This is a genomic window from Helicobacter sp. MIT 05-5293, from assembly GCF_000765665.2.
Classification (GTDB): domain Bacteria; phylum Campylobacterota; class Campylobacteria; order Campylobacterales; family Helicobacteraceae; genus Helicobacter_C.
The window spans coordinates 317,699-343,277 of the sequence record NZ_JROZ02000001.1 but is presented as its reverse complement, the minus strand read 5'-3'; the positions used below and the strand labels follow the sequence as shown (position 1 = coordinate 343,277).

Genomic DNA, 25,579 nt, shown 5'->3' with positions numbered 1-25,579 from the left:
AATCATCAGCTGTGTTTTCCTTTAGCAAGTGCACCAAAGCGATATTCATAAATCACCACGCCAAGTGCTACCAAACTTGAACACACCAAAGAAAGCGGATAGGCGAGCCACACACCCCTCAATCCATAAAAATGGCTTAGCACATAAAGCAAAATACAAACAAATATCAGATTATAAGAAATCGTGATAATAAAAGAGCTTCTAGGGCGTTGAATGGATTGAAAAAATATTGCACTCACGATGTTAAATCCCAACAAAATATAGCCCACAAAATAAACACTCATCGCATCAAGTGTAGATTCTAAGATACCCTCTTGTCCTTGTTTTAAAAACAACTTTACCAAATGCGTATCCACACTCATAAACAACACATAAACCACTATACCTATTATCGTAGCAAACCCCACGCCAAAAAGATAAATATGTCGCACGCGATTGTTTTGTTTCGCACCATAATTAAAACTTGCGATTGGCTGAACTCCTTGCGCACAAGAAAGCAAAATTGTAAAACAAACCACACCCACATACATAATAATACTATACATCGCCAAATAGCTCACCTTAAGCTCTTCAGTATCAGCAAGCCCCTTTAAGGTGTGATTAAATACAATCATTACAAATGCCACACTCAACTCTGAAATGCTTTGAGGGATACCATTTTTTGCAGAAGCAAGAACAGCATTAAACGAAAATCGTTTGACGAGATACACTTTGCCGGATTTCATCACAAAATGACTAAGCAAAATACACATTCCAAACATATGCCCCAAAACCGTGGCAAGAGCCGAGCCAGAAATACCCATTTCAAAAACAAACAAAAATAAATAATTCAAAATGATATTTGATACCGATCCGATGATCATCGCTACCATTGCGAGAATCGGACGTCTATCATTAATCACAAACACATCAAGCAAAGGGTGGAGCACCATGATCACCGCCCCACTAAAAATCACACGCAAATACACAACCACGAGAGGCAAGGTAGATTCACTTGCACCCAATGCTAAAGCCACATCTTCGACAAAGACAAACAGGATTCCACCGATAATCACACTGCTACTTGTTGCAAAATAAAAGACCGAGCTAAACATCAGCCTTGCACGATGATCTTGCCCTTTGCCTAAAAAATATGATGCGATTGATGCTGCACCCAATCCGAAAAGTAGCTCAAAAGCAATGATTGCAGGAAATACAGGCCAACACAGCCCGATAGCTGCTAAGGCATCTTCACCTAATTTTTTACCCACAAAGATTCCATCAACGGTCGAATAAGTCGAGAGTGCCAACATCGCACAAAGGTTAGGGATAAAAAAATAAAAAAACAACCGATAAATAGAATCTTTGCCCAAATCAACTTTTTGAGCATTCATTCCGCTCATAATATCAACCTCACTTAAGATTTATTATGATAGAAAAAGCTTTACTGCCCTCTCACGATCATCTGGTGTATCAATCCCCACGCTTTGGGTTTGCACAATCGCCATAGCAATCGTTTTGCGATGATAAATTGCCCTTAGTTGCTCAAGCTTTTCAATATCTTCCAAAGGGCTTTTAGGCAGGCGACAAAACTCAATCAAACTTCGCGCACTGAATCCATAGATTCCCAAATGTCCTAAATATGGATTTTTATCCACGATAGCCGCACTACTTTCATCACGACAAAAAGGAATGCCTAAGCGCGAAAAATAAATCGCCTCATTGTGTGCATTTAACACGACTTTGACGAGATTTGTATCATTGATCTGTGTTTTATCAATCACTTTTGCCAAACTCCCCATAAACGCCCCGCTCTTTTTCATAAGATTTTGCAAAGTTTTTATCACTTCAGATTCTAAAAACGGCTCATCGGCTTGGACATTGATAATAATTTCAGAATCTGCCAATCTCAACTCTTCGCAAGCTTGTGCGCATCGATCAGTCCCACTTGTGTGCTGCTTACTTGTGAGTATAGATTCTATCTTGTGCGCCTTGCACACTTCTTGTATGCGTGCATCATCACATGCCACAATGACATCATCGACCTTTTTTGCATTCAGTGCTGTGCGCACCACCATAGGCAATCCACCTATATCACATAAGACTTTATTAGGGAATCGTGTCGATTCTAAGCGTGCGGGGATAATAATCATCTTTTACTCCTCTTGCAAAACGCAATTTTTGCTTGAAAGTATAACACAACTCGCGTTTTCTTATCGTTGCTATTCTTGGTCTTTATATCTTATATATTTCTTTTTGATAAGGTAAATCAATAGACAATTAACCCCTGTATGGCAAAGTATGCACACCCACAAAGATTCACTCATCTCATAGAGAAATGCCAAAAGCAAACCTTGTGCAAAAACTTGCAGCAACATAAAAGGCTTTTTATAATACGAGAAATGCACAAGGGTAAAAGCAATAGTCGCGATAAGAATCCCCCATTGATACTGCAAAGCTCCTCGAAAAAGCATCTCTTCACTTAAAGCATTCAGAAAGAAAAAAGGCAGCGCAAACCATAGAAAAATACTTTGCGAAAATGCTAAAACATTTTCATCATAGAGTTTTTGACGAGGCAAAAATGTCAAAAAACACCACACGATCAATAAAGCAATCAAGAATCCCACCAAGAGCCACGACAAGCTCCTAATCCCAAAATCAAAAGGATAGAATCCCACAAATTCCCCGCTTGGCTGAAACACCATAAAATAATACACCGCCCCAGCAAAAAACAATAGACAAAAAGAAAGCCCTAATTGTATGAGAATCAATCTACATTGCTGCATTATCAGACCTCTAAAGTAAGTATTTGCACAATTATTTATTCTCACTTAAAATCTCTAAAAAGTTTGCCTATATCGATATTATTGATCACTTTATGAGCGCATTTTTGATAAATGTCTTCTGCACCATTAACCAAATCATCGCTTGAGATTCCATGAGAGATTGAGATTCTCGCTTCTAAAAACGCACTCAAATAATCAAATATTTTCAAAAACTCTCCATAAATACTATTATATTCATCACAATTATATTGCTCCATCAATTCCTCGCCACTCTTAGCATTATAAATAAAATGTTCTATCATATAACGATTGGCAAATTCATTTTCTGTAAAATACACAATATCTTCTTTAATATTGGGCGGGACAATGGAGAGAATCTTTTTATCCACCGCCTCTTTTTCAATATCTTTAATGAGCTTATCAAGCCCTTTCACACTGCGTTTAATCGGCGAGATAATATCACGCGTGAGGATTTCAGGTAAATCATGAAAAAGCCCACAAAGGAAGTGATTGATACGCATTTTTTTACAACAGCCTATATCAAAGCTCACTAAATACGCGCTCAAGGCTACAATAAGCGTATGCCCTAAAACAGAAGTCGCTGGAACTCTAGGCGTTTGACTCCAACGCTTTTGGAATCTTAGCTGCCCAAACATCGTGATAAGCTCCCGCACATCTTCATACAGCATAATTTGCTGCATACCTGCGAGATGATAATGCTCCTCGACTTGCTTATTAATGATATTGCGGATATTTTGGACATCATACATATAGGGGTTAAAATGATAAATAATATCAAACTCCCATTTAGAAGCATAATAATGCGAAGCTTTGAGAATCTCCTTTTCAAGATTACTCTTAGTGCTTAAGAGATATTCTTTCATTTGAGGAAAAAATACATACGAACCTAAATCATTTTCTAATTGAGCGCATACAAACTCAACAAGCTCTTTATTATGAGAATGTCGAAGTTGATGAAACACGGGAGGCTTAATATCAGTCAAAACAATGCGTTCAAAAAACTCAAAGCAAAACTGCAGAATCAAAGCTTCCCAATCCACACTTTTGCCCTGATTTTCTTCATATTTTGCAAGAATATAGGCAATCACAATTTTATGCGCTTGTTTATCAAGCTCGACAAACTCCACCGGCGTAGCTTGGTCATTCCATCGGCGGATACTTGCAGCAACAAAAATTTTCTTAAGCAAACTCGGTTTGAGTTGGGGGGGAATTATCGACATATCCAATCCTTGAATATAATTTAATCATTTCTTAGAAATATCAAAAGCTTAACTCATTTTGGCTTACAGAATCTAAAAGGCATTGCAAGAGTATTGCTTTTGGTATCAAAAATGCTTAGATTACACTATCATTAAAGGAAAGGAGTATAATGATGAAACATTTTCAGACAATTGCTTTGCTTTTAAGCGCAACTTTATTGATTGTGTTAAGTGCTTGTGGGACACAAAAACAGCCTGTTGGAAATTTTCAAACGCTCGAATGCCAAACCATCTGTAAAGGCACAAGCTGCACTCAACAATGCGTAGAAGCAAAAGGACATTACTATAAAAAATAAAACGGATTTTTAAAAGTGAAACAAGGGTGAAAGGGATTAATTTTTTACTCAAACGATTTTTCTATGTTTATGATCCCGGATTCTTTAGCCTGATTTACGCATGCAAAGCAATGATTGCTGTGTGTATCAGCGGGGGGCTAAGCTATTTTCTATTAGGCTCTCCTGTCGTCATTTGGTCGGTAATGATGGCAATGTATATCTTTTTCCTCAATGGCTTTGCAAGCAACAAAGATATGGACGGAAAATATCTCGTGCTTTTTGTCGTTTGCGTTTGTGCTATGATACCCTTATTTAGCATTTGGGAAGGCAGTTTGTGGCTTATACTTCCCACTATGTGTTTGGCTTTTTTGATTGGCATTTCAAGCCTTTATAACAACGATCTCCCCAAAATCATTACGATGACACTTGTCAATGCACTCGTAGCGAATATTTATGCGACTTCTCACCCTGATGTAGAGATTTGGCGTTGCATACTTGCTGCAATGCTCGGCGGAGGAGTAGCTATCGGTATCAGACTCTTTATTTCATTTGGACAATACGGCAAATTTATCCAAACACAATTTGTTCAAATGCTATTTGAATTAAGCATTATGTGTGAGAATCTTGGCAATCACAAGGATTATGACATTATCAAGATTCAGATTCTCAATCATATTTCTCTCCTCAAAGCAAAGCTCTCATCGCAAGGAGCGAAAATTAAAGATGCACATTCGATTAAAAACCATAAGCGAGCCTTATTTTATCTCTACAAACTTGAGAGTATGTATTATGTGATTGATTCTATGCACTACTCTTTAGAATCACAATCCCCACAATCTCACGAACTCATAAAACATATTCAACAAGAAATGATTACAAACCTTAAAGAACTCTCATCAATATTTTACGGCAAAAAACCAACCTTGCACACCTCGGTATTTATCGCAGCTGTGGAACAAAAAATCGATTGGACTTGGGTCAATGGCTTGAAAATCTTTTATTCCAAACTCGAATCTTTCATACGCATCGGGCATCAAGAAGCTAAAGCTTTTGTAGAAAACACGCCACGCAAAAGTTTCAGCGAAATGAGACAATCTCTCCGTGAGAATCCCCAACCCTTGCATTACGCCCTGCGATACAGCGGAGCGATGGGTATGGCAATGTTTGTCGCACAATTTTTTCAGATTGATCATGGCGCATGGATTGCTCTAGGCGTGATAAGTATGATGCACCCTAACATCACACTTATCGAAAATACAGGGAAAGATTCTGTATTTGGAAGTTTGATAGGGCTGATGCTAGGATTTGGATTGGTAACATTTCTAGGAGATTCTACTTTTATTTACATATTGTTCGTGTGCAATTTGTTTTTAGTGATTTATTTCAAACCTTATCCGCTGATGCTTTGGACAAGTATCACGATGTTGGAGCTTGTCGTGATGTTTTCTTTTGTAGATCAACATTTTGTCCAGCTTATTGCGTATCGATTCGGTGATATTTTATTGGGTTTGATGTTTGCCTTTTTTACTTCAAAGATTCTCTATCCTTCGTATAGTATTGATGAGATTTTACCCAAATGTAAAGAATGTTTAGAAAAGCTCAATCTCCTCACGCAATCCCTCCCCTATCTTGAGACAGATAGTCAAATACTTGAGTATCAAAATCAGCTCACAAGAAGCATCAATGACTTTTCGAATCTAACCTTGCAGGCAAAAAACGAAAAGCATTGCGCACCTTTATTAATCACTGCTTTTGATGATCTCTTAAAAGATTTTGAACAGCTCAAAACACTGAATCTCATCTTGAATGAACGCATTATAGAATTCATCACTCATCAGCCTCATCATCAAACCCTCTTGCAAAATGACCTCAAAGCATTACATGTGCGTTATAGTATGCTGTGTGCAATGATAGAATCTAAGCCTTATTATTTCAAAACTGATGAAGATGGGCGATTCTTGCTGAAAAACACGCCTCTGTATCCTATTATGCTAGATGTTTTTGTCATTCAAAATCACTTCTATGATATTTTGCATCATAAACTAGGCATTTGAGATTCACAGACTAAAATCATCGGCTTATTTTTTTTTACATATTCTTTGAGTATAATCGCAAATCTTAAAAATAGGCACAACACAAAAGCCTCTAAAATCATTCTAAGGAAACGCCGTGTCCTCTAAACACAGAATCGTCCTCAAAGTAGGCAGCTCCACGCTTTGTGATGGCACAACCATTCACACTGATCAAATGAATGCACTTGCTACTTTGATTAAAGACTTACGCCAATATTATGATGTCATACTTGTCAGCTCTGGAGCTGTGGCTATCGGACATACAAAGCTTTGTATTAACAAAAACACGCTCCAAAACAAACAAGCCCTTGCGAGCATTGGTCAGCCCTTGCTGATTGAAAGTTATCGCAAATCTTTTGAATCTCATCAGATTCACATTGCCCAGCTACTTTTGGCAGGGCACGACTTTGATTCGCGTAAAAGCACAGACTTCGCACGAGGCACGATTGACGCTTTGCTTGCTAATAATGTTTTACCTATTATTAATGAAAATGATGCAATCGCAATTAGTGAAATTGTCTTTGGCGATAATGATCGTTTGAGCGCGTATATTGCGTATTACTTTGGCGCAAAACTTCTGATTATTTTGAGTGATATTGATGGGTATTTTGATAAGAATCCACACCAATATGATGATGCAAAGATTCTCTCTCTTGTCAATCATATCCCACAACAAACCCTCGAAGCCCAACACACACCACATGGACAATTTGCCACCGGAGGCATTGTAACCAAACTTATGGCGGCTGATTTTTTACTCCAAAAAGGTAGCGCAATGTTTTTAAGTCATGCTCATAAACTTCATATCGTGCGAGATCTTTTACTTGAACACAAACAAACTTCTGGCACACTTTTTTGCCCCAAAGATTCTCAAGGCTTGAAAGGTATATGGAATCTATGAAAATTTTATTTGCAGGCACACCCGCATTTGCCACAGCGATATTTGAGAGAATCTATCATGACAATAGCTTTACTATCGTAGGGCTTTTATGCCAACCTGACAAACCTTTTGGGCGTAAGGGTGAACTCAAACCACCACACACAAAAGAACATTTTGAAGCATTAGGCATCAAAATTTTACAACCCACTAAAATTGACGAAGACACAATAAAAATAATAGAATCTCTAGCCCCTGATGTGATTCTCGTAGTCGCTTATGGCAAAATCCTGCCTATAAGATTCTTAAATATTGCTTGTTGTATCAATATTCACGCCTCACTTTTACCTCAATGGCGTGGGGCAAGCCCGCTGCAACAAATGCTTATCAACCAACCTGATTATTTTGGTATCACCGCAATGAATATCAGCCCAAAGCTTGATAGCGGAGAAATTCTCGGGTATAGCTATCTGCCTAATACACATCAAGATTTTCCTACATTGTCTCTTGAACTTGCTCAAAGTGGAGGGAAACTTGCTCTAAAAGTGCTTAAAAATCTCTCTTCTCTCCAAGCCCTCAAACAAATTGATGCAGATTCTACTTATTGTCAAAAAATCAAAAAAAATGATGGGTGTGTAACATTTGATAACGCTTGTGAAATTTATCACAAATACTTAGCCTATTGCGTATGGCCCCATATTTTCATACATTCTTCCTTAGGCTATACACTTAAGCTTTCTCATATTTCTCTATGTGAGGCATCATCTTCAAACACACAAGGAGAAATACTCGCTATAGAATCTGATAGTATTATAATAGGCTGTGCCAAAGGAAGTTTGCGGATTCAGACATTACAACAAGAGGGGAAAAAGGCTCTTAGTGCAGTAGAATATTTATGTGGCAAGCGTTTGAAGATTGGGGAGATTCTATGTTGAGAATCTACACATTTGATACTCTACCCTCTACACAAACTTATGCTATCGAACAAATCAAGTCAAACGCTCTTACCCCGCCATTTTGTATCCTTGCAAAACACCAAAGCGATGCAATAGGCAGTCGTGGAAACAAATGGGATCAAGTCGCCAAAGCTCTGACATTTTCATTTGCCATGAATATTGAAACGCTCCCTCAAGATCTTCCTGTAGAATCAAGCTCGATTTTTTTTGGGTTTATATTCCAGCAATCTCTCGCCAATTTGGGTTCGCAAGTGTGGTTAAAATGGCCTAATGACTTATATATTGGAGAAAATAAAGTCGGTGGGATTCTCACTCAAAAAGTCCAAAATATCCTCGTTTGTGGGATTGGTATTAATCTTTATAGCAACAAACATTGTCCCTATGGGATATTAGAGGAGGAAGTAAGCCAAAAAATACAGCCACAAGCATTCTTGGAAGAATATATAAAAAACATCAAAAAAAATACTTCTTGGAAGCAGATTTTTAGTATTTATAAGCTAGAATTTTATCGCAACAATACTTTTACCTTTCATTTTCAAGGTCAAAGGGTTTGCTTAAGGGAAACATCTCTCAATGATGATGGCTCGCTGAATTTTAATGGACAAAGAATTTATAGTTTAAGATAATGGAGAAACAAATGTGTGAGATTATAACTATTGCAAATCAAAAAGGTGGTGTAGGTAAAACTACCACTACGGTTAATCTGGCGGCTTTTTTGGCATCCGCAAATAAAAAAGTTTTAGTAATTGATTATGATCCGCAAGCAAATGCAACAACAAGTTTTGGTATAAGACGCAATAAAGTCGAATTTGATATTTATCATGTCCTTACAGGTTCTAAAAAACTTTCAGAAATCATTCTTAAAACAGATATTCCTTTACTTGATATTGCTCCTTCAAATATTGGACTAGCAGGTATTGAAAAAGAATTTTATAATAAAAATAATGCTAAAGGACGTGAGTTACTCTTGAGTAAAAAAATCAGCGAAGTTAAAGATTTATATGATTTTATCGTTATTGATTCCCCTCCTGCACTCGGATCACTCACGGTCAATGCTCTTGTGGCTGCAGATTCTGTCATTATCCCTATCCAATGTGAGTTTTTTGCACTTGAAGGTTTAGCTCAACTTTTAAACACAATCAGAATCTTAAAAGACACAATTAATCCTCGACTTAGCATCAAGGGCTTTTTACCGACAATGTATTCAGGACAAAATAACCTTTCAAGGCAAGTTTTTGAAGAGCTCACACAGCATTTTAGCAAAGAGCTTTTTAAAGATGAAAATGAATTTATTATCGTGCCTCGCAGTGTTAAACTTGCAGAATCTCCGAGTTTTGGCAAACCTATTTTGCTCTATGACATTCGGTCAAATGGTAGCATAGCTTATGAGAATCTTGCAAGAGTGATTTTGCAAGGAGCATAAACGAATGGCAAAGAAAAAAGCCTTAGGGAGGGGACTCGGGGCAGTATTAGGAGAAGTAGAAGAAGCTTATGAAAAGAACCTAAGTGATGATTCATCACTTGTTTTAGAGTTAAATATCGACATCATTAAAGCAAATCCTTATCAACCAAGAAAAAGCTTCGATGACGAATCTCTCAAAGAGCTTGCAGAATCTATACAAGAGCATGGGCTATTACAACCTATTATTGTCTATGATAATGGCGGTGGAGATTATGTGCTTATCGCAGGAGAGAGGCGTTTGCGTGCCTCAAAACTTGCAGGCAAAACAAATATTAGAGCCATTGTCGCAGATATTGATCTCAAACGCTTAAGAGAGCTTGCTATTATTGAAAATATCCAACGCGAAGACTTAGGGGCAATTGAATTAGCACTTTCTTATCAAGAACTTTTAGAAGAATACGGTATTACACATGAAGAACTCTCAAAACGCATTAAAAAATCACGTGCTCAAATCACCAATACATTACGTTTGCTTAACTTAAGTGATGAAACAAAAGATTTGCTGAATCAAAATAAAATTACACAGGGGCACGCCAAAATGCTCGTAACTCTTGATGAACAAGAGCAAAAACTTATTACAGATTCTATTATGGGGCAAAAACTAAGTGTGCGGGATACGGAAAATCTCATTAAAAAACTTAAAAACAAAAAAGGTTCGCCAAACTCATCTAAAATTAGTCAAGCTGATTATATTGAAAAAATCGATACAGATTTGCTACTTTCTCTTCAAGAAAAGCTTGATAAACTGGGTATCACTTCACAAATTGCGTCCCCAAAGCTCACTATATATTTTGAAAATGATGCGGAAATTACCACCCTCATAAAAAAAATTTCAAAATAATTCTTATTTAAGGTTAAAAACAATTTAACTTGCTAGAATAGATTACTTGACTTTAGAGGAGGAATAAAATGAGTATTACCCTTAATCCATACTTAATGTTACTTGTCTTTGTTGTCTTTATGCTTCTGATTTATCTCCTCAATCAATGGCTCTACAAGCCTATGTTTACCTTTATGAAAAATAGAGATGAATCGATTCGGAGAGACCTAGAAAGCACACAAGGGCATAAAAATGATATTTCCCAGATTGAAAAAGAAATCTCTGAGAATCTTCAACAAGCTCGCAAAGAAGCAGCACAAATACTAGATGCAGCAACAAAAGAAGCAAAAGCTACTTATGAAAGTAAAATAAATAGCAAAAAAGCAGAAAATGAAGCCAAGCTTGCTCAATACAAAGAAGAGCTTCAAGCTCAAAAAGCAGAGCTTCGTAGTGATCTCATTGCTCAATTACCGCTTTTTAGAGAATCGCTTAAAACAAAGCTTAAACAAATTTAGGGGGCTGACTAATGAAAAAAATAGCAGGATTATTCATTCTCGTAAGCATTCCATCGCTTATGTTTGCATCAGGAAGTTTAGAAGAAAGTGATTTTATCCAACGAGTCATTAACTTCGTCATATTTCTTGCCATTTTGTGGTATTTTGCTTTTGATGCAATTAAAGGCATTTTTACAAAGCGTAGATTGGCTATTTCAGACCAACTTCAAGCTGTTCAAGACAATCTCCAACAAGCAAAAAAAGAAAGTGAGCGTGCTAACAAACGTCTAGAAGAAAGTAAAAAACGCGCAAAAGACATTGTCAATGCTGCTAAACAAGAAGCTTATCTTATTGAGCAAAAATATAATGATCAAATCAAAAGAGATATAGAATTACTTAAGCATTCTTTAGATGCAAGTATAGAATTTGAGCAAAGACGGCTAACACAAGAAAGTGTTAATGAAGTCTTAAATGAGCTTATGCAAAGCGAAGAAGTTCAGCTCAATAAGGAAGATTACATCAATATCATTACGAAAAGGATCTCATAATGTATGGTATCGTTGCAAAAAAATACACCCAAGCTTTAATGCGATCAGTCAAAGATTCCGCAGAATTAGAAGCCGATCTTCAAATCTTTAAAGATCTTAGTCTTGTTTTTAAGGATAAAAAAGTCTATGATTTGCTTGCTTCTCCTTTTTTAAACAAGAATCAAAAAGAGAGTTTGATTTTAAGTGTCCTAGATCAATCAAACCAAAAAATTTGTAATTTTATTAAGCTCCTCAATCATTCAGGTAGGCTTTTGCTCATTCCACACATCGCATTAGAATTAGAAAAGAGAATACTTGCTCTCAAAAAAGAATATGTGGCAAAACTCGTCAGCAAAGAAGAGCTTGATAGTGGAACACTTCAAAAAATTCAAGCTTCACTTGCAAATAAATTAGGTGTAAAACTTAGTATTAAACAAGAACTAAGTGGTTTAGATGGCATCAAATTAAGTGTAGAGGATTTAGGTATTGAGGTTGCATTTTCGAAAGAACGCTTTGCGAGTGATTTAAAGAATCACATTCTCAAAGCCATTTAATTTTATCTTATAAATAAGGAGAGACCAGTGACAACAAAATTAAAGTCGGAAGAAATTAGCTCAATCATCAAGGAGCGAATTGAGAATTTTGAAATAAACATTGACATTAGTGAGACAGGTAAAGTTATTACTTATGCTGATGGTGTAGCCAAAGTTTATGGGCTCAATAATGTAATGTATTATGAAATGGTAGAATTTGATACAGGAGATACAGGACTTGCATTTAACCTTGAAGAAGGTAGTGTTGGGGTTGTGGTACTTGGATCTGGACGCACAATTAAAGAAGGAACTTCTGTTAAACGTCTTAAAAAACTTATGAAAGTTCCTGTAGGAGACGCTGTAGTAGGTCGAGTGCTCAATACACTAGGCGAACCTATTGATGGTAAAGGATCAGTTGATACAAATGAATTCCGATTTGTTGAGGAAAAAGCACCGGGCATTATGGCAAGAAAATCTGTCCATCAGCCATTACAAACAGGGATAAAGGCTATTGATGCGCTTGTGCCTATTGGTCGAGGACAAAGAGAGCTTATTATTGGGGATCGACAAACAGGAAAAACCACCGTTGCCGTTGATACTATCATCAATCAAAAAGGGCAAAATGTAATTTGTATTTATGTCGCTATAGGACAAAAAGAATCTACAGTTGCACAAGTTGTCCGAAGACTTGAAGAACATGGAGCAATGGAATACACTGTTGTTATTAATGCACCTGCTTCATTTTCAGCAGCAATGCAATTCCTAGCTCCTTATACAGGGGTAACGATTGGTGAATATTTTAGAGACAATGCACGTCATGCGCTTATTATCTATGATGATTTGAGTAAGCATGCTGTAGCATACCGAGAGATGTCTCTTATCTTAAGAAGACCCCCCGGAAGAGAAGCATTCCCAGGGGATGTATTCTATCTACACTCAAGACTTCTCGAAAGAGCTGCAAAACTTAGTGATGAATTAGGTGCAGGCTCTCTTACTGCTCTTCCTATCATCGAAACTCAAGCAGGTGATGTGGCAGCGTATATCCCCACAAACGTTATTTCTATCACAGATGGACAAATCTTCTTGGAAACCGACCTATTCAATTCTGGTATACGACCTGCTATCAATGTTGGTCTTTCTGTTTCTCGAGTGGGTGGTGCAGCACAAATCAAAGCAACAAAACAAGTAGCAGGAACATTAAGACTTGATCTTGCACAATTTAGAGAGCTTCAGGCATTTTCACAATTTGCTTCAGACTTAGATGAATCAAGTAGAAGACAACTTGAGAGAGGACAAAGAATGGTTGAAGTTCTCAAACAACCTCCTTATTCTCCTTTAGGAATCGAGAAACAAGTTATTATCATTTATGCAGGAGCGCATGGGCATTTGGACAGTATTCCTGCAGAAAAAGTTGTTGATTTTGAAGCAGAATTGTATCCTTTCTTAGAGGCAAAATATCCTAAACTCTTTGAAGAAATTAGTGCAAAAAAAGCACTGGATAAAGACATAGAAGCAGAGCTAGAAAAAGCTCTTGGAGATTTCAAAATAAATTTTGGAGCATAAAATAAGGAGTTGTTATGGGTGGCAACCTCAAAGATATTCGAAAAAAAATTACAAGTGTTAAAAACACACAAAAAACAACAAAAGCAATGAAGCTTGTTTCTAGCTCTAAGCTCAAAAAAGCAGAAGAGCTAGCAAGACGATCCAAAGTTTATGCAAAGCAGCTTAATGCAATGTTCGATGATATTATCAGTAAAGTTCGTTTAAGGGGACTGGATAGTATCAATAGTCGTTACTTTGTCGATTCTAAAGACAAAGAGATTAAAAAAATAGACATTATTTTCATTACAGCTGATAAAGGCTTGTGTGGTGGATTTAATACTGCAACCATTAAAGAAGTTATGCGCTTAATGCAAGAATACAAGCAAAAAGGGATTAAGATTCGTTTGCGTGGTATTGGCAAAAAGGGTATCTCATTCTTTGCTTTTAATAACATTGAGGTTCTTGATAAAGTTGTAGGAATGAGTTCAATGCCTACATTCGAAAAAGCAGCTCAATTTATTGAAAGCATCGTTGAAGATTTTCTCAATGGTGCAACTGATGAAGTGATCATTGTCCATAATGGATTCAAAAATATGATCACACAAGAAATAGAATCTCGGGCGCTTTTACCCCTCACAATTAATGCGCCCACACAAAATGATAATGCCTCGATTCTCAATATTGAACCTGAAGATGATGAGGATATTATCCTAGACGAATTGGCAAAAAAATATATTGAGTATAATATGTATTATGCCTTAGTAGATTCTTTAGCGGCAGAGCATAGTGCGAGAATCCAAGCAATGGATGCTGCAACAGATAATGCTGGAGAATTAGTCAGGAGTTTGACGATTTCTTATAATAAAGCTAGGCAAGCATCAATCACAACAGAACTTGTTGAGATTAATGCTGGTGTTGAAGCGATGAAATAAATTTAAAAAGGAGATGATATGCAAGGTAAGATTACGCAAGTAATGGGTCCGGTTGTAGATATTGACTTTGATTCTTATCTACCGATGATTAATGAGGCAATTGATGTAGTTTTTGATGTCGAAGGAAGAACGAATAAACTTGTCCTTGAAGTTGCTGCACACTTAGGAGATAATCGAGTGCGAACCATTGCAATGGATATGACAGAAGGGCTTACTCGCGGTCAAGAAGTTAAGGCACGAGGAAAAATGATAGAAGTTCCCGTAGGAGAAAGTGTCCTTGGCAGAATCTTCAATGTAACAGGAGACATTATTGATGGAGGCGAACCTATCAATACCGATCTTAAATGGCCTATTCATCGTGAAGCTCCAAATTTTGAGAATCAAAGCACACGAACTGAAATGTTTGAAACAGGTATAAAAGTCGTTGATTTGCTTGCTCCTTACTCTAAAGGTGGAAAAGTTGGGCTATTTGGTGGTGCTGGAGTAGGTAAAACCGTGGTCATTATGGAACTTATTCATAATGTTGCCTATAAACACAGCGGTTATTCTGTTTTTGCTGGAGTTGGCGAACGAACAAGAGAAGGTAATGACTTATATCACGAAATGAAAGAAGGTGGTGTTTTGGACAAAGTGGCTCTTTGCTACGGACAAATGAATGAACCACCAGGTGCTAGAAATCGTATTGCTTTTTCAGGATTAACTATGGCAGAATATTTCCGTGATGAAAAAGGACTCGATGTTTTGATGTTTATTGATAACATTTTCCGATACGCTCAGTCTGGTTCTGAAATGTCTGCGCTATTAGGAAGAATTCCTTCTGCCGTGGGTTATCAACCAACACTTGCAGGTGAAATGGGCAAGCTACAAGAAAGAATTACATCAACCAAAAAAGGTTCTATTACTTCTGTGCAAGCAGTTTATGTTCCTGCTGATGACCTTACAGACCCCGCTCCTGCTTCGGTGTTTGCACACCTTGATGCAACAACCGTGCTTGAAAGAAAGATTGCTGAAAAAGGTATTTATCCAGCTGTCGATCCTCTTGGCTCTACCTCTCGTATTCTTGATCCACAAGTTGTGGGAGAAGAACATTACAAAATTGCAAGAGGCGTCCAACAAGTGCTTCAAAAATATAAAGACTTGCAAGACATCATTGCTATACTTGGAATGGACGAGCTTTCAGAAGAAGACAAGCAAGTTGTCGATCGTGCTCGAAAAATTGAAAAATTCCTTTCTCAACCTTTCTTTGTTGCAGAAATTTTTACAGGAAGTCCCGGTAAATATGTAACTCTTGATGAAACTCTAGAAGGTTTCAAGGGTATTTTGGAAGGAAAATATGATCATATTCCAGAAAATGCTTTCTATATGGTAGGCAATATTCAAGAAGTATTAGAAAAAGCTGAAAAAATTAAAAGCGCATAAGGGCTGACAATGGAAAATATAAATTTAAGTATTGTAACACCCTATGGGACGATTTATGATGGGGAAGTCAAGTATGTTATTATGCCCGGAAGCGAAGGGGAATTTGGCGTTTATCCCGGACATTATAATCTCCTTTCTCTTCTTAAAGTAGGGGTTGTGGAATTTGAATCTACAAATGGCTCCAAAGAGCTTGTTGCAATCAATTGGGGATATGCTCAAGTATCTCCGACTGATGTCAAAGTCCTTGCCGATGGTGCTGTTGCAATTTCAGGAAATTTAGAATCTGAAATTGCTTCAGCCATTGATAACGCTAAACAACTGCTCAATGAAGCAACGAGTGATAGTGCTATCATAGGAACTGTGGTTTCGCGTATAGAAAGTGCCGCAAAAAGCAGATTCTGATTGATGGCAGTCTTTAAAGCCTTTTTTGATGAAAGCACGATAGTAACCATTATCGTATTAATTTGGTTATCATTGTATTTTTTGCTCGCATTTTGGATTTATATTTATAAAAATTTCGCCTTAGGCGAGTGGTTGGCTTCAGAAAAATATTACTTAGATATGCTTCTTGCAAAATCTATCATTACATCTAAGAGTCCTTTTCTTGTAGCACTCTTAGAAAAAACGCAAGGGCATATCTCCCGTGAAATCTTTCAAGTTTGGAAACTCAAAGTAACCCAAAAGGCTACTTCTGGTTTGGTTATCTTAAGCATCATCGCATCTACTGCACCATTTATCGGTTTATTTGGAACGGTTGTTGAGATTCTTGAGACATTCCGCTATTTAGGTGGTGGTAACGCTACTTTTGATGTTGTTGCACCTGTCATATCCAAAGCTCTTGTAGCTACTGCTGCTGGAATCCTTGTAGCAATCCCTGCATATTCTTTTCACCTTTTGCTCAAACGCAAAGCCTATCATCTTAGTAATTGTATTCAAATGCAAATTGATATGATGTTGTCCCATAAATAGGCTCTCATAATGAATAATGATGATTTTGAATGGGAAGAAAAGCCCGAGTTAAATATCACGCCTCTTGTAGATATTATGCTTGTATTACTTGCTATTTTGATGGTCAGCACACCCACAATCACCTACCAAGAAGACATCACTCTTCCCAAAGGTTCAAAAACCAAAAAACTTGCTCAAGATTCTATGCTTGAAATACGTGTGAGTGCGAATAGAAAAATCCATATTCGTGATCAAGTGTATGAATTTAACAACTTTGCTGATAGTTTCGTGCTCTTCAGTAAGAATCTTGACAAGAATCTTGATATTTTTATCCGAGCCGATAAAAATCTAAAATATGAAGATGTCATCTATATCCTCAAAGTGGCTAAAGAATCTGGTTTTGTTAAAGTATCTCTCATTACTAGCAGTTAAAAATGAACAATGCACTTCTCTTTGTGGCGAGTGGAATTATTGCTATATGCACCTATTGCTTCTTACTCATTGCGCTTATTTTTAGTTTTATCTCAACTCCCACTCACTACTCTTCGCTTAAAGATTCAATGATTGCCCTTAATGCCATTAGCATTGAAGCGATTATTGATGATAGCCCCACGCCCTCTAAAGTCGATAAAAAACCTGCTAGTGTGAATAATCCTCTCGCTGGATCTGGCATCAAAGATATGTTTGATAGAATCGACAGCAAACAACCTTCTCAAAATACGCAAATAGGCGATAATCGAGATAAAGTCGAACAAAATGCAAGCAATGACGAACGTTTGGAGAATCTCAAAGCCGCTACGCAAGAACTTCAAAACAAACTTGATACTTTGAGCAATCTTACCATCAGCACAGATTCTCATCATACCGATGGAGAATACGATGAATGGTATGCCGAGATTGAAAAAATACTCTATCAACGTTGGCAGCAAACAATCTATATTGAAGAAAAACTCGCAGCAGTTATTCATATTCGTATCACAAACAATGGAGTTTTTAGCTATAAAGTTGTAAAATACTCCGGTAATTCAGCCTTTGATAATGCGCTTAAGATGATGCTTGAGGAATGCACCAAACAACATTTCCCGCCTCATCCCAAAGGCAATAAGGATATTGCAATCACTTTTAAAAATTAAAGGAGTTTTATGAGAATATTGAGCCTAATCCTACTATGGAGTATTCATTTATTTGCCATAGATGCGACCCTTGAAATTGTTAAAAACACAAATAAGATTCCCTATATTATCGTGGAACAGCTTGATTCTGAAAATAGTGAATATAGTGCAAAAGTGCTTAAAATGCTTGTCGCGGATTTGAAGGTAAGCGGACATTTTCAAGTATATGATGGAGGAATAATCAAAGAAAAAGAAATAAATTTCAAAGATTATGCCGATAAAAAAATCGACTTACTTGCTCAAATCAAAGTCAATAAATCCTCTGGAAAACTCACAGGAACGCTCAATCTTTATGATATTAATACTTCTGCAAGGATATTTTCAAAGCAATATAGCGAAAATGAATTGGGACGCTTTCCTTTTATTGCACATCGTATGACGATTGATACAAATGCACATATTAAAGCCCCCAGCATTGATTGGATGCAACGTCTTGTAGTTTTGTCTAAATACACAACTTCAGGCAATAGTGAAATTATGATTGCAGATTATACGCTGACTTATCAAAAAGTAGTCGTGAAAGGCGGACTTAATATCTTCCCAAAATGGGCAGATTCTAAACAAGAAAACATTTATTATACAAAATACCTTGAGACACCAACAATTGTCAAACAGAATCTTGCCACAGGAGAAATCCAACAGCTTGTCAGTAGCGAAGGAATTGCCGTTGTTTCTGATGTCAGCAAAAACGGAGAAAATTTGATTTTAAGCCTCTCTCCTGTAGGATTATCCGATCTTTATCTCTACAATACCAACACAAAAAATCTTCGCAAATTGACTAATTATTCAGGTATTGATGTCGATGGAAAATTCATCAATAATGAAAAAGAAATCATTTTTGTATCAGACCGATTAGGTTATCCTAATATTTTTATGATGCGAATTGATGGAGGAGGCACTGAACAAGTTGTTTTACATGGTAGAAATAATAGTGCTGTAGATTCTAATGGTCAATATGCCGTCTATACAAGTCGTGAAACTAATAATGAATTTGGGGATAATACCTTTAATCTCTATCTTATTTCACTTGCTCCAAATTCAAACTATATCAGACGCCTTACCGCAACCGGCAAGAATCAAATGCCTCGATATTCTCATGATGGTAGAACAATCATGTTCCTCAAACATTATAAAGCTCAAAGTGCTTTAGGCATTATTCGTGTGGATTACAATACAAATTATTTCTTTCCACTTAATAAAATGAAGATTCAGGCATTTGATTGGTAATTACTGATTTATTTACCTTTATGGCATAAAATTAAACCTTAATTTAAGCTTTTAAGGAGATAGAAATGAAAAGATATGTTGCAATATGTACATTAGCTGTATTATTTATAGCAGGCTGCGGAGAACCAGAGACAGCGGATAGTAGCGGGACAACAGCTACAAGCAATGGCAGTGATAATTTTGTGAATCTTGATGATGCTTCTGGATACGCAAAAGTATTTTTTGATTTTGATAAATATGATATTCGTTCAGATATGGAAGACAGAGTAGAAAAAAGTGCTGCTGCACTTAAATCAACTGGTGCTAAAGTAGTGCTAGAAGGACATACTGACTCTTATGGTTCTGACACTTACAATTATGCTCTAGGAACAAAAAGAGCTAATGCTGTTAAAAATGCTCTTATTGCTCGTGGCGTAAATGCTTCTCAACTCAAAACCGTAAGCTATGGTGAAAGCAAGCCTGTTTGCACCACTGGAACATCAGAATGCAACCAAGAAAATAGACGCGTTGAATTTAAACTTGCGAAATAAATAATTCAATCATTATAAGGGAAAAAATTGGCAAAGTTTTATTTGATTGCTTGTTTAATCCCATTGTTGCTCTGCGCTGCAGAGCCTTCTGCATTTGAAAAACAGAGTGGAGCAACCAAAGACGATATTAAAAATATTCAACGTCATATCGCAAACCTACAATCAAAAGTTGATACCCTTCAGCAAACACAAGAGGGAGTATCAAGCCTTTACGAATCTCAAAGTAGCAAACTGCAAAAACAAATTATTGAAAATGCTGAACAAGGCAAACATATTGAAGAAATCCAAACACAGCTTGACACCTTAAATAATCTTAAAAAGCAAGTAGATTCAAACACACAAGCAATCAAAAGTATTAAAACACAGCTCCAAGAAATCAATAAGAACATCACTACACTTAATCAATCTATTCTTGCCGAACTTAATAAAATAAACACTCCTGCTCAAACAACTCAAACTGAACAAAAATTTATTAAAGACAAGACAAAACAAGCCGACATTTTCACCCAAGCAAAAAAATTTTATGAACAAAAATCATATAACTCTGCAAAAGAGCGATTTGTGTGGTTAGCACAAATTAACTATAAAAAGGCAGAATGTTACTTTTATTTAGGAGAAATCGCTTTTGAAACCAAAAGCCATAATGATGCGATTTCTTATTATAAAGAAAGTGTAATGAGTAATGATAAAGCAACCTATATGCCTACTTTATTATTGCATACCGCACAATCTTTCAACGCTATCAAAGATACAAAAAATTATAATAAGTTTTTAGATTCTTTGATAGCCAATTACCCCACGAGTAAGGAAGCTCAAAGTGCAAAAAAACTTAAAAACCAAAAATAAGGATAAAAAATGATTGCTCAAAATAAAATTGCCTCTATAGAATACGAGGTATTAGATTTTTCTGACGGAACGCTCTTAGATTCAAATAAAGGTGGTGCGCCTCTAGAATTTTTAGTCGGTTCAGGACAAGTTATTATAGGACTTGAAAATGCCCTAATGGGGGCAAAAGCAGGTGATGTAGTTGAGGCAACTATTATACCTGAAGATGCCTATGGAATCTACCAAAGTGATTTCGTGCAAGAAGTGCCAAAGGATCAATTTGAAGGTATTGAGCTTAAAGCTGGAATGACATTATTTGGACAAAGTGAAGATGGACAAACCGTGCAAGTAAGTGTCAAAGATTTCAATGATCAATTCGTCATTGTTGATTACAATCATCCATTAGCAGGAAAAACTTTATGCTTTAAAGTCAAAGTGCTTGATGTGCGTGAGCCAAATGAAATGGAAATACTACAAGCTAGCGGTGGAGGTTGTGGTTGTAGCAGTGGCGGACATGGTGGCGGTGGTTGCTGCGGTGGTGGCGGACATAGCGGTGGAGGTTGTGGTTGTGGGCATTAACCCCACCGCAATTTCGCTGAATAAACTATCAGTTTGATAAAAATTAATGCTATAATAAATTTTATGGAGGGCTAGCGTCTCTGGTGATCGCCGTGGGCTTCAAACCCATTGAAGGGTTAGGTGTCTAATCCTTGGGGAGTTCGATTCTCTCGCCTTCTTGCCAATCTCAAATTCTAAAAGAAGGACTTGTGCTATGGAAGCGCAATTAATGGCATTAGCAATACAGACTTATAAATTGACTTTGATTCTCTCACTTCCAATGTTGCTTGCTGGACTTATTGTAGGACTGCTTATCAGCATTTTTCAAGCTACGACACAAATCAATGAAATGACATTAACATTTGTCCCAAAAATCCTTGCTGTAGTAGTCGTCATCATTTTCGCAATGCCTTGGATGATTAATATGATTACCGAATATACACGTATGCTTTTTGAGCTAATAGGAACTATTAATTACTAATCTATGCAGTATAAACTAATTAATTTTTCCACCTACTCTAGCATCAAAATCGGAGCACCACTTAATGTTGCCCTTATACAAACCCTACAAGATGCTTTTGATTGCCTCTCTGAAAATTACAGAATCATCGGCAAAGCTAATAATCTCCTTATCTCTCCTCAAGCAAAGAAACTTGCTATTTTAGACAAAAGCTATAATTACATTCAAGATAATGAAGAATACATCGAGATAGGCGGGGCGTTGGCTTCGGGAAGAATCTTTAGCTATTTCAAATCCCACAATCTAGCAGGAGCAGAATTTTTACAAGCATTACCCGGGAGCTTGGGAGGGCTTATCAAAATGAATGCGGGAATGAAACAATATGAAATGAAAAACCTGCTTCAATCAATTAATGTCAATGGACAATGGCACAACACAAATGCTTTTCCAATGGAATATCGTTATAGTGGTATAGAGGGCATTATTTTGGCAGGGAGATTCTATAAACGCGTAGGTTTTGATGCCTCACTCCAAGCAGAATTTATTAAGATGCGTCAAACCCACCCGAAAGAACCTAGCTGCGGGAGTTGCTTTAAGAATCCCCATGGAGACTACGCAGGGAGACTTTTAGAATCTGTAGGACTTAAGGGTTATCGTCTCGGTGGCGTTGCTTTCAGTGAAAAGCATGCTAATTTCCTTATCAATGTGGGAAATGCAACCTTTGATGAAGCCATTTCTCTCATCAAACTTGCTCAAAAACGCGTATATGAGACAAATGGCATACAGCTTGAGCCAGAAATACAAATCATAGAATAAAATACCCATACCTCCAAACCACAAATCAAAGTCGCTTTCTGTTTGAAGCTTACTTTGATAAATCAGAGGCAGGAGATGAAGTATTATCATCAAGCAAAATGGCAGGTTCTTGCTTTTCGTTAATAATATCTTTTAATGGTTTTTTAGCATAATCAACAATACGATGAATAATCATATCAAGACTTAGAATCTCACTCACTGCACCCATCTCAATAGCTTTTTTAGGCATTCCAAAGACAACACAATCTTCTTGATTTTCTGCAAGAGTATGCGCACCATTATCGTAGAGTTCTTTCAGACCGATACAGCCATCATCACCCATTCCAGTAAGAATAATACCCAAAGTTGATCTTCCAGCAGCATTATTAGCACTACGAAATAAAATATCCACGCTTGGTTTATGACGAGAGATTCTGCATTCCTCATTAAGTGAAGAAGCGTAATATGACCCTCTATCAAAATCTATGACCATATGCTTATCTCCACCTGCAACATACACATTATTGTCTTTCAAAATTTGTTTTGAGGTAACCTCGCAAATCGTTAAAGCCGAAAGTGTATCTAATCGTTTAATAAATGAACTCCCAAAGGTTGGTGGAATATGTTGCACTACTGCAATAGGCGGAAGTGAAGCAGGGAGTCGAGAAAAAATATAAGAAAGCGCATCTACACCACCTGTCGATGCACCAATCACAACTAACTTATTACGCGTAATCTTACAAGGATTGCTTTTTAAAATCGTATCAGGATGGTATTTTGTTGTTTCTAACACCATTATCATACCTTTGTTTTTATAAAAATTTTATTACCAAGCTTTTCAAATTTATCCGCCCACTGATAAAGACTTTCAGAATGTCCCAAATAAAATGTCCCATCTATGCGTAAAGTATCAATTAATCGCTTGAGAATCTCTTGCTGATCCTCTTGTTTGAAATAAATCAAAACATTGCGGCAAAAAAGCACATCAAATTCTCCATTTGTAAAGGGATAACGCTTATTGAATAAATTGAGCTGCCTAAAAGTAATCATTGATTTGAGTTTATCTTTCACCTTAAACATTCTCACATGAGGGTTTTTACCATCATCAAGAGCATCAAAATATTCTGATATATCAATCCAATTAGGGAATTTTTCTACCTTAAAATCAATCGTATAAACTCCTTCTTTTGCCTCTTGAAGCACATCTGTATCAATATCTGTAGCAATAATTTGGACTGGCACATTTGAGCTATAAATCTTTTTTGCATACAATACACTCATCGCAATCGAATAAGGTTCTTGACCCGTAGAACTTGCACAGCAAAAAATTTTAATAGGTTGATTTTGTCTAAACAATAAAGGTAACAACCGATCAATCATATCTTGAAAATGAAAATCCTCACGAAAAAAATCAGTCTTGTTTGTTGTAAAGCTATTAATAAAAGACTGCTGGATTTTCTCATTACGATCAAGCCCCGCAAGCAAAGTATTAATGTCTGACACTTGTGTCTCACGCATCAAATGATAAATGCGATTTTTAATCATTGTAAGCTTAGAATCACCCAAATAAATTCCACAATATTCATAGAGTTTTTCTTTGATGATATTTAGCTGTTTTGTATCAAGCATCACCATAGCGAACTTTTCCTTGTTTTTGATATTATTTTAGCACAATTGTTTTTGTTCCATTAGAGCTATAAACCAAAATTCGTTTATTTTTATCTTTGAAACGTGTAAAAGCATTTTGTAAATCAATAGGCTTTCGAATATGAAGATTCTCTACTTGAGCGATAATATCCCCTACTTCAAAACCTGCCTTTTGAGCTTTAGAATCTTTTTCTACACGCGTTACAATCACACCATTAATCTGACTTGGAATCCTATATCTTTGCCTTTGAGTAGCATCAAGCTCACTCACACTCAAACCTTCCATTTGATTATTTTTACCCTGTGTATTAGGAGAAGCATTGGAAGCATTAGATTTAGAATCTGGCAACTCTGCAAGCGTAATTTGTGTAACACGCTCTTGCTTATCGCGTATAAATTTCACCGTTACTTTTTCTCTAGGGGATAACATACCGATTAGATTCTTCAGCTCTGAAGCATTGGAGATTTTTTTGCCATTAATATGTGTGATCAAATCCCACACCATAATCCCTGCTTTTGCAGCAGGAGATTGTGGCTCAAGACTAATGACAACCGCACCTGTTGCATCACCATAACTTTCTTTGAGATCTTCGCTCACATCTTGAATCCCTACTCCCAAATATCCGCGTTTAATACCGCCCTTTTCAATAAGCTCTTTGGCAATCTTCTTGACCATATCCGAAGGGATTGCAAAGCCCACACCATGATTCCCACCTGTGCGGGACAAAATAGCAGTGTTAATGCCAATAAGTGCGCCACGAGAATCTATCAGCGCACCACCCGAATTTCCCGGATTAATCGAAGCATCTGTTTGAATAAAATTTTCATAATCATTGATACCTATACCACTCTTATTGATTGCAGAAACAATCCCTTGTGTAACGGTTTCACCCACACCAAAAGGATTTCCAATCGCAAAGACGACATCACCCACACGCACCGCTTGACTATCTGCAAAACTAATAGGAGAAAGATTAGTCTGCTCAATCTTAATCACTGCCAAATCACTGCGAGAATCTGTGCCTACAACTTTAGCGGTATATTCTTTTGTGCTATTAGAAAGCGAGACTATCACTTTATCGGCATCTTCAATCACATGATTATTTGTAACAATATAGCCATCACTTGAAATAATCACGCCGCTTCCTAAACTTCGCTCTACCCTATCTTTGGGAATCTGTCCATAAATATCACCAAAAAATTGCTGAAAAAATGGATCATTAAACATCGGGTGATTAGAAAACTGATTGCTAACATTTTTTTGTGTAGAGATATTGACGACAGCCTTAGTTGCATCTTCAATTGAAGAGCTAAAAGAATACAAAACATCACTATTTTCTTGAGGGCTAATGCGTTTTTGGACTTTAGGACTTTCTTTAATATCAAACCCTAAAGCAACACTCCACAAGCCCAACATACACATTAAAAAAAATATCTTGACATATTTCATAAACACTCCTTGA

The 25,579-nt window shown here is 36.8% G+C and carries 30 protein-coding genes and 1 tRNA gene; 24 read left to right on the top strand and 7 right to left on the bottom strand.

The genetic code is table 11. The annotated features are described in order from the left end of the window. Positions 1–5: 5 nt before the first annotated feature. From LS68_RS01705 to LS68_RS01690, 4 genes are all read right to left on the bottom strand, one after another. Entirely contained in the window at positions 6–1,382 is a 1,377-nt protein-coding gene (locus tag LS68_RS01705) for an MATE family efflux transporter (RefSeq protein ID WP_052100212.1), read from the bottom strand. A 24-nt stretch (positions 1,383–1,406) separates the two neighbouring features. Continuing rightward, complete coding sequence (gene kdsB / locus LS68_RS01700) at positions 1,407–2,132, bottom strand: 3-deoxy-manno-octulosonate cytidylyltransferase (RefSeq protein WP_034370334.1); 726 nt, start codon at positions 2,130–2,132, stop codon at positions 1,407–1,409. Between the two features lie 69 nt (positions 2,133–2,201). Further along, positions 2,202–2,765, bottom strand: coding sequence for a type II CAAX endopeptidase family protein (locus LS68_RS01695; RefSeq protein ID WP_034370338.1), 564 nt, complete (start codon positions 2,763–2,765; stop codon positions 2,202–2,204). A 41-nt stretch (positions 2,766–2,806) separates the two neighbouring features. Continuing rightward, complete coding sequence (locus tag LS68_RS01690; RefSeq protein WP_034370340.1) at positions 2,807–4,006, bottom strand: HD domain-containing protein; 1,200 nt, start codon at positions 4,004–4,006, stop codon at positions 2,807–2,809. Between the two features lie 149 nt (positions 4,007–4,155). Between LS68_RS01690 and LS68_RS01685 the strand changes: the two genes are divergently transcribed. The 24 genes from LS68_RS01685 (at position 4,156) to LS68_RS01570 (ending at position 22,490) form a co-directional block, all read left to right on the top strand. Continuing rightward, on the top strand, positions 4,156–4,341 hold the full coding sequence (locus tag LS68_RS01685; protein WP_052100213.1) for a hypothetical protein: 186 nt from the start codon (positions 4,156–4,158) through the stop codon (positions 4,339–4,341). A 26-nt stretch (positions 4,342–4,367) separates the two neighbouring features. Beyond that, positions 4,368–6,374, top strand: coding sequence for an FUSC family protein (locus tag LS68_RS01680; RefSeq protein ID WP_034370343.1), 2,007 nt, complete (start codon positions 4,368–4,370; stop codon positions 6,372–6,374). A gap of 115 nt (positions 6,375–6,489) precedes the next feature. Then, positions 6,490–7,293 (top strand): glutamate 5-kinase, encoded by an 804-nt coding sequence (gene proB, locus LS68_RS01675; RefSeq protein WP_034370346.1) that lies wholly within the window; start codon positions 6,490–6,492, stop codon positions 7,291–7,293. Then, positions 7,290–8,204: a methionyl-tRNA formyltransferase gene (gene fmt / locus LS68_RS01670; protein WP_034371159.1), complete on the top strand. Its 915-nt coding sequence runs from the start codon at positions 7,290–7,292 to the stop codon at positions 8,202–8,204. The genes proB and fmt overlap by 4 nt, the downstream gene beginning before the upstream one ends. Then, positions 8,198–8,851: a biotin--[acetyl-CoA-carboxylase] ligase gene (locus LS68_RS01665; protein ID WP_034370349.1), complete on the top strand. Its 654-nt coding sequence runs from the start codon at positions 8,198–8,200 to the stop codon at positions 8,849–8,851. Before fmt ends, LS68_RS01665 begins: the two co-directional genes overlap by 7 nt. An 11-nt stretch (positions 8,852–8,862) precedes the next feature. Beyond that, complete coding sequence (locus LS68_RS01660; protein WP_034370352.1) at positions 8,863–9,648, top strand: AAA family ATPase; 786 nt, start codon at positions 8,863–8,865, stop codon at positions 9,646–9,648. Between the two features lie 4 nt (positions 9,649–9,652). Then, positions 9,653–10,528 carry a ParB/RepB/Spo0J family partition protein gene (locus LS68_RS01655; protein WP_034370355.1) on the top strand — a complete coding sequence of 292 codons (876 nt, stop codon included), beginning with the start codon at positions 9,653–9,655 and terminating at the stop codon, positions 10,526–10,528. Between the two features lie 68 nt (positions 10,529–10,596). Continuing rightward, positions 10,597–11,022: a FoF1 ATP synthase subunit B' gene (locus tag LS68_RS01650; protein ID WP_034370358.1), complete on the top strand. Its 426-nt coding sequence runs from the start codon at positions 10,597–10,599 to the stop codon at positions 11,020–11,022. Positions 11,023–11,033: 11 nt separating this feature from the next. Then, the gene (locus LS68_RS01645; RefSeq protein ID WP_034370361.1) at positions 11,034–11,549 is read left to right on the top strand and encodes a F0F1 ATP synthase subunit B; all 516 of its coding nucleotides are present in this window, start codon (positions 11,034–11,036) and stop codon (positions 11,547–11,549) included. Next, positions 11,549–12,082, top strand: a complete 534-nt coding sequence (locus LS68_RS01640; protein WP_034370364.1) for a F0F1 ATP synthase subunit delta — start codon at positions 11,549–11,551, stop codon at positions 12,080–12,082. The genes LS68_RS01645 and LS68_RS01640 overlap by 1 nt, the downstream gene beginning before the upstream one ends. A gap of 27 nt (positions 12,083–12,109) precedes the next feature. After that, positions 12,110–13,624: a F0F1 ATP synthase subunit alpha gene (atpA, locus tag LS68_RS01635; protein ID WP_034370367.1), complete on the top strand. Its 1,515-nt coding sequence runs from the start codon at positions 12,110–12,112 to the stop codon at positions 13,622–13,624. Positions 13,625–13,638: 14 nt separating this feature from the next. Then, positions 13,639–14,535, top strand: a complete 897-nt coding sequence (gene atpG / locus LS68_RS01630; RefSeq protein ID WP_034370372.1) for an ATP synthase F1 subunit gamma — start codon at positions 13,639–13,641, stop codon at positions 14,533–14,535. Positions 14,536–14,553: 18 nt separating this feature from the next. Then, positions 14,554–15,954 (top strand): F0F1 ATP synthase subunit beta, encoded by a 1,401-nt coding sequence (atpD, locus tag LS68_RS01625; protein ID WP_034370376.1) that lies wholly within the window; start codon positions 14,554–14,556, stop codon positions 15,952–15,954. Between the two features lie 9 nt (positions 15,955–15,963). Then, entirely contained in the window at positions 15,964–16,356 is a 393-nt protein-coding gene (atpC, locus tag LS68_RS01620; protein WP_034370379.1) for an ATP synthase F1 subunit epsilon, read from the top strand. Positions 16,357–16,359: 3 nt separating this feature from the next. After that, positions 16,360–16,923, top strand: coding sequence for a MotA/TolQ/ExbB proton channel family protein (locus LS68_RS01615; protein WP_034370382.1), 564 nt, complete (start codon positions 16,360–16,362; stop codon positions 16,921–16,923). Positions 16,924–16,932: 9 nt separating this feature from the next. Continuing rightward, positions 16,933–17,334 (top strand): biopolymer transporter ExbD, encoded by a 402-nt coding sequence (locus LS68_RS01610; protein WP_034370384.1) that lies wholly within the window; start codon positions 16,933–16,935, stop codon positions 17,332–17,334. A gap of 2 nt (positions 17,335–17,336) precedes the next feature. Further along, positions 17,337–18,035, top strand: a complete 699-nt coding sequence (locus tag LS68_RS01605; protein ID WP_034370387.1) for an energy transducer TonB — start codon at positions 17,337–17,339, stop codon at positions 18,033–18,035. A 9-nt stretch (positions 18,036–18,044) separates the two neighbouring features. Beyond that, a complete protein-coding gene (tolB, locus tag LS68_RS01600; protein WP_034370391.1) occupies positions 18,045–19,301 on the top strand; it encodes a Tol-Pal system protein TolB in 1,257 nt (418 codons plus the stop codon). A 65-nt stretch (positions 19,302–19,366) separates the two neighbouring features. Further along, complete coding sequence (locus LS68_RS01595; RefSeq protein WP_034370394.1) at positions 19,367–19,831, top strand: OmpA family protein; 465 nt, start codon at positions 19,367–19,369, stop codon at positions 19,829–19,831. A 27-nt stretch (positions 19,832–19,858) separates the two neighbouring features. After that, complete coding sequence (locus LS68_RS01590; RefSeq protein WP_034370397.1) at positions 19,859–20,677, top strand: tetratricopeptide repeat protein; 819 nt, start codon at positions 19,859–19,861, stop codon at positions 20,675–20,677. 9 nt (positions 20,678–20,686) lie between these two features. Continuing rightward, the gene (locus LS68_RS01585) at positions 20,687–21,235 is read left to right on the top strand and encodes a peptidylprolyl isomerase (protein ID WP_034370399.1); all 549 of its coding nucleotides are present in this window, start codon (positions 20,687–20,689) and stop codon (positions 21,233–21,235) included. Positions 21,236–21,301: 66 nt separating this feature from the next. Further along, positions 21,302–21,398: transfer RNA gene (locus tag LS68_RS01580), tRNA-Sec, on the top strand. Between the two features lie 30 nt (positions 21,399–21,428). Continuing rightward, complete coding sequence (gene fliQ, locus LS68_RS01575) at positions 21,429–21,695, top strand: flagellar biosynthesis protein FliQ (protein WP_034370402.1); 267 nt, start codon at positions 21,429–21,431, stop codon at positions 21,693–21,695. Between the two features lie 3 nt (positions 21,696–21,698). After that, positions 21,699–22,490, top strand: coding sequence for a UDP-N-acetylmuramate dehydrogenase (locus LS68_RS01570; RefSeq protein ID WP_138090781.1), 792 nt, complete (start codon positions 21,699–21,701; stop codon positions 22,488–22,490). A gap of 49 nt (positions 22,491–22,539) precedes the next feature. Here LS68_RS01570 and LS68_RS01565 read toward each other — a convergent pair whose 3' ends face one another. Genes LS68_RS01565 through LS68_RS01555 form a run of 3 tightly spaced genes read right to left on the bottom strand, consistent with a single transcriptional unit; the run spans position 22,540 to position 25,539 of the window. Further along, entirely contained in the window at positions 22,540–23,265 is a 726-nt protein-coding gene (locus LS68_RS01565) for a CheB methylesterase domain-containing protein (protein WP_052100215.1), read from the bottom strand. A 2-nt stretch (positions 23,266–23,267) separates the two neighbouring features. After that, entirely contained in the window at positions 23,268–24,104 is an 837-nt protein-coding gene (locus LS68_RS01560) for a protein-glutamate O-methyltransferase CheR (protein WP_138090778.1), read from the bottom strand. A 25-nt stretch (positions 24,105–24,129) separates the two neighbouring features. Then, on the bottom strand, positions 24,130–25,539 hold the full coding sequence (locus LS68_RS01555; RefSeq protein ID WP_241993674.1) for a Do family serine endopeptidase: 1,410 nt from the start codon (positions 25,537–25,539) through the stop codon (positions 24,130–24,132). Positions 25,540–25,579: the final 40 nt, after the last annotated feature.